Origin of the sequence: Streptomyces sp. 6N223 (assembly GCF_052246635.1) — a bacterium.
Lineage (GTDB): Bacteria > Actinomycetota > Actinomycetes > Streptomycetales > Streptomycetaceae > Streptomyces.
The window spans coordinates 1-4,238 of record NZ_JBQQCA010000121.1; the positions used below are offsets into that span (position 1 = coordinate 1).

Sequence of the window (4,238 nt, forward strand, 5' to 3'; positions counted from 1 at the left end):
TCACCGGCCCCGGCATCGCCATCAACACCGCCTGCTCCTCCAGCCTCCTCGCCGTCCACGAGGCGTGCCTCAGCCTCCGCCACGGCGACGGGGACAACTCGCTCACGGTCTCGGCCTCGTCGTGGGTGTCGTCGATGTGCAGGAGCGCGCGGATCCGCTCGGCCCGCCCGGCCAGGGCCAGGTACTGGGCGCCAGGCTGGGCGAGGAGCAGCCGGAAGAGGGCCGTGCCCTCGTCCGGCTCAAGGAAGCGCTGGCCGCTGGAGGTGAGGTAGAACTCCTTGGCCGCGTCGTCCGCGAAGTTCATGCCGTCGCTGTTCCACAGCGGCCAGTTGATCGCCAGCCGCTTCGGCCCTTCGGGGTCGCGGCGTGCCAGGTGGCGGGCGTAGCTCATCTGGAAGCGGTTGGCGCAGGCGTAGTCGCAGCCGCCGAAGTCGCCCAGGATGGCGGCGCTGGAGGAGAAGTAGCAGACGAAGTCGGGCTGCTGGCGCTCGTCGTGCTCCGCCAGCTCGGCGAGCGCCCGCTCCAGGGCGAGCGTGCCGGGGATCTTCGGGCCGAGGATGCGGTCGAAGGTGGCCAGGTCGCGGCCGGCGATGTTGCCGCTCTGCTCCAGTCCCGCCGCGTGGATGACGCCGTCGATGCGGCCGAAGCGGTCGGCGGCGGTGGCGATGGCGGATATCAGGGCTGTGGCGTCGCAGACATCCGCGGGGCGGTAGAGGGTGCCGCTCGCGCCCGACGCCTCCAGCGCGGCGAGGTGGCGGCGTACGTCCTCGTCCTCCGGGCGGCGGCCCAGCAGGGCGAGCCGGGCCCCGTACGCGCGGGCGAGCCAGGTCCCGAAGATGCGGCCGAGGCCGCCCATTCCGCCCGTGACGAGGTACGTGCCGCCGGGCCGCAGCGGATCCTCTGCCGCGCCGAGGGGGCGGGGCGTTGCCGGGCGCGCGCGCAGCACGTGCCGGCCGCCCGCCGTGTACAGCGCGCCCGCCGGGTCCTTCGCCCGCAGCTCGTCGGCGAGGATGTCCGGGAGTTCGTCCGCCGGGTGGGAGTCGGTGTCCAGGGCGAGGACCGAGACGGCCGTGCCGGGCATGACGATCCCGGCCGAACGCTCGAAGCCGAGCCACGACTCGACGACGCAGCGCTCCTCGCCCTCGTCGTCGCCGTCGCCGCCGGCGAAGGCGCCGCCCAGCACGACCCGGCTCGGGGATATCCGCTCCGCGATGAGGGCCTGGAGGAGCCCGACGAACTCGCCGTGCCCGACCGCCGCTTCCGTGCCCCAGAGGTGCAGCACGAGGTCGATCGCGCCGTGCTCGGCCGCGACCGAGCGCAGCACCTCGGCGTACCCCTCGAACGCCGCCCCGCGCTCGACGCACACCAGTCGGTCGACGGGGAGGCGCCACCGCAGCGCCTCCTGCCGCCGGGCGTCGGAGAGGAAGACGACGGCGCAGCGGTAACGGCGCGGCACCGGGTCCGGCGCGGCCGGTGCCCTCTCCCAGTCCTCGGTGAAGAGGTGCAGGCCTTCGGGGATGGTCACCGTGCCCCCTCGTTCTCGTTCTCGATCTCGTTCTCGACCTCGTTCGAGTTCGCGTTCGCCTCGCCGGAGCGGAAGCGGACGCCGGAGAGGCGGACCAGCAGTCGCCCCTTGGTGTCGCGCAGGTCGATGTCCGCGCCGGTGACGACGGCGTAGGCGTCGCCGTCGCAGCGGTCGCGGAAGGTGACCTCGTCGATCCCGGCCAGGCGCGCGGGCCCGCCCGAACGCTCCTCGGCGACCCGTAACGCCGCCGCGAGCAGGGCGGGATGGGCCACGAAGTCGCCGGCGGACGGGCGCAGCGCCCCGGGCAGGCTCAGCTCCGCGACCCAGTGGCCGTCGCCGTGCCGCAGCGCGGTGACGGCCAGGGCGCGGGTCGGAACCGGGCGGCCCGCTTCGGTGCCGGCGGTGAAGCGCTGCGGGTCGGCGAGGTCGGGCTCCCCCGGTGTGTCGAGCCGCGCCCGGCCCTGGCAGTACAGGTGCACGTCGTCGGGGTCCTCGGCGTCCGCGTCCGGCCGCCGCTGGTAGCAGTCGAAGTCGACGAGCCCGTCCTCGCCGAGCATCAGGGAGATGTCCACCGCCTGTTCGGCGCCGGGCCGGTGGGCGTACGTCTCGTCCCAGCTCAGGTCGGTCAGGCGTACGCCGACGTGCCCGGCGTCCGCGCCGTGCGCGAGGGCGACGGCCGCGCGGGCCGCCTCCAGCCAGGCGGCGGCGGGCAGCGTCGAGTCGTGGTCGCGAAGGAAGAACTCCGCGCCCGACCAGCGGGTGCGGAAGCGCTCCTCGTGGAAGTCGGAGACGTTCTCGTGCACCAGCGGGTGAAGCTGGCGGGACAGCCCCGGAGCCGGGGCGGGGGCCGTGTCGCCGAAGGTGTCGGTGAACCAGTGCCGGTCGCGGGCGAAGGGATAGCCCGGCAGCCGCGCCCACTGCCCTCCCTGACGGATGACCGGCGGGCTCAGCGGGCTCCAGTCGATGGCGACGCCCTTGACCCACAGGTCCAGCACCTTGGCGTGGTGGGCGTGGTTGCCGGAGGCCAGCCACCCGTCGATGCTGCGCCGCAGCTCCGCGTCCTCCCGGAAGAACGCCGCGAAGTCGCGGGAGTGCCTGGTGTTCCCCGTGAACAGGCCGGCGCCGGAGCGCTCCCCGCCGAGGTAGCGGCGCAGCGCGTCCTTGACCTCCGCCACGCTCCCGGCCAGGAACGCGAGCCGCTGCGGCATCTCCTCGCGGGCGTCGCGCAGCGTGCGGGCGATGGGCCCCAGCTCGTGGGGCGTTTCGTCCAGGTGGCGCAGCAGCCGCTCGGCGTGGGTGCGCAGCCGGTCCTCGTCGCGGGCGGACAGCACGATCAGCTCCGGGCCGTGGGCCTCGGGGGGCTGTTCGGCAGGACGCTGCGGGTACTCCTCGACGATGGCGTGGGCGTTGGCGCCGCCGAAGCCGAAGGAGCTGAGGCCGGCGCGCAGCGGCAGCTCGTTGCCGGACTCGTCGCGGCGCCGCTCCCAGGGCTCGGCCTCGGCGACGACGCGGAACGGTGTCCGGTCCAGCTCGATGAAGGGGTTGAGCCGGGTGAAGTGCAGCAGGCCGGGGAGCCTGCGGTGCCGCATGCAGAGGAGCAGCTTGATGAGGCCCGCGATCCCGGCGGCGGCTTCGAGGTGCCCGATGCTCGTCTTGGCCGAGCCGAGGCCGCAGGAGGCGGCGGGCAGGTCGGGGTCGAGCTCGTGGAAGGCGTCGACCAGGGCCTGGACCTCGATCGGGTCGCCGAGGGCGGTGCCGGTGCCGTGGGTCTCGACGTAGCCGACGGTGCGGGGCTCGACGCCGGCGGCTGCGTACGCGGCGGTGATCAGGCTCTTCTGGGCGGCGGGGTTGGGGGCGCGCAGCGACTCGGCCTGGCCGTCGTGGTTGACGGCGGTGCCCCGGATGACGCCGTGGATCCGGTCGCCGTCGCGCTCGGCGTCGGCCAGCGGCTTGAGCATGACGGCGCCGTAGCCCTCGGACCGGACGTATCCGTCGGCGCGCTCGTCGAAGGTCTTGCACCGGCCGTCGCCCGCCTGCATTCCCGCCTTGTGGTTGACGAGGAACGAGCGGGCGGAGAGCAGGGTGTTGACGCCGCCGACGATGGCCGTGTCGCAGGTGCCGGCGCGCAGGTCGGCGACGGCGGCGTCGAGGGCGACGAGGGAGCTGGAGCAGGCGGTGTTGACCACGCGGCTGGGGCCGTGGAAGTCGTACCAGCGGGAGACGCGGTTGGCCAGCAGGGCGGGGTGGGTGCCCGAGTCCAGGTAGGCGCCGTAGGTGTCGACCAGGTCGGGGCGGCCGAACAGCAGCTCGGCGTAGTCGCCGCTGTGGGCCCCGACGTAGACGCCGACCCGCTGGCCGCGCAGGGCGGAGGGGCGGTAGCCGCTGTCCTCGATGAGGTGCCAGGTCAGCTCCATGAGCTTGCGCTGCTGGGGGTCCATGGCCTGGGCTTCGAGGGGGGCGATGCCGAAGAAGGCGGCGTCGAACTCGTCGACGCCGTCGGTGAAGCCGGCGTGTTCGGGGAATTCCGTCTGGCTGCCGTGGTCGCGCTGGTGGTCGGCGAGGAGGTGGGGGCGGGTGTCGCGAATGGCGGTGACGCAGTCCTCGCCTTCGGCGAGGATCCGCCAGAAGGAGTCGGGGTCGTTGGCGCCGCCTGGGAAGCGCAGCGCGACGCCGATGACGGCGACGGCGCCGCCGGGGGCTCCGCCCCCGGACC

The 4,238-nt window shown here is 74.2% G+C and carries 2 protein-coding genes and 1 pseudogene; 1 reads left to right on the forward strand and 2 read right to left on the reverse strand.

All coding sequences use genetic code 11. From position 1 onward, the window contains the following. Positions 1-20: 20 nt before the first annotated feature. Entirely contained in the window at positions 21-272 is a 252-nt protein-coding gene (locus tag ACTWQH_RS32495) for a beta-ketoacyl synthase N-terminal-like domain-containing protein (protein ID WP_443290411.1), read from the forward strand. 101 nt (positions 273-373) lie between these two features. On the opposite strand, the pseudogene ACTWQH_RS32500 reads toward ACTWQH_RS32495, so the two are convergent. Further along, positions 374-1,081, reverse strand: a pseudogene (locus ACTWQH_RS32500) (SDR family NAD(P)-dependent oxidoreductase); the annotation flags it as partial. Positions 1,082-1,521: 440 nt separating this feature from the next. After that, a partial coding sequence (locus ACTWQH_RS32505; RefSeq protein WP_443290410.1) for a type I polyketide synthase occupies positions 1,522-4,238 on the reverse strand: 2,717 nt, incomplete at its 5' end.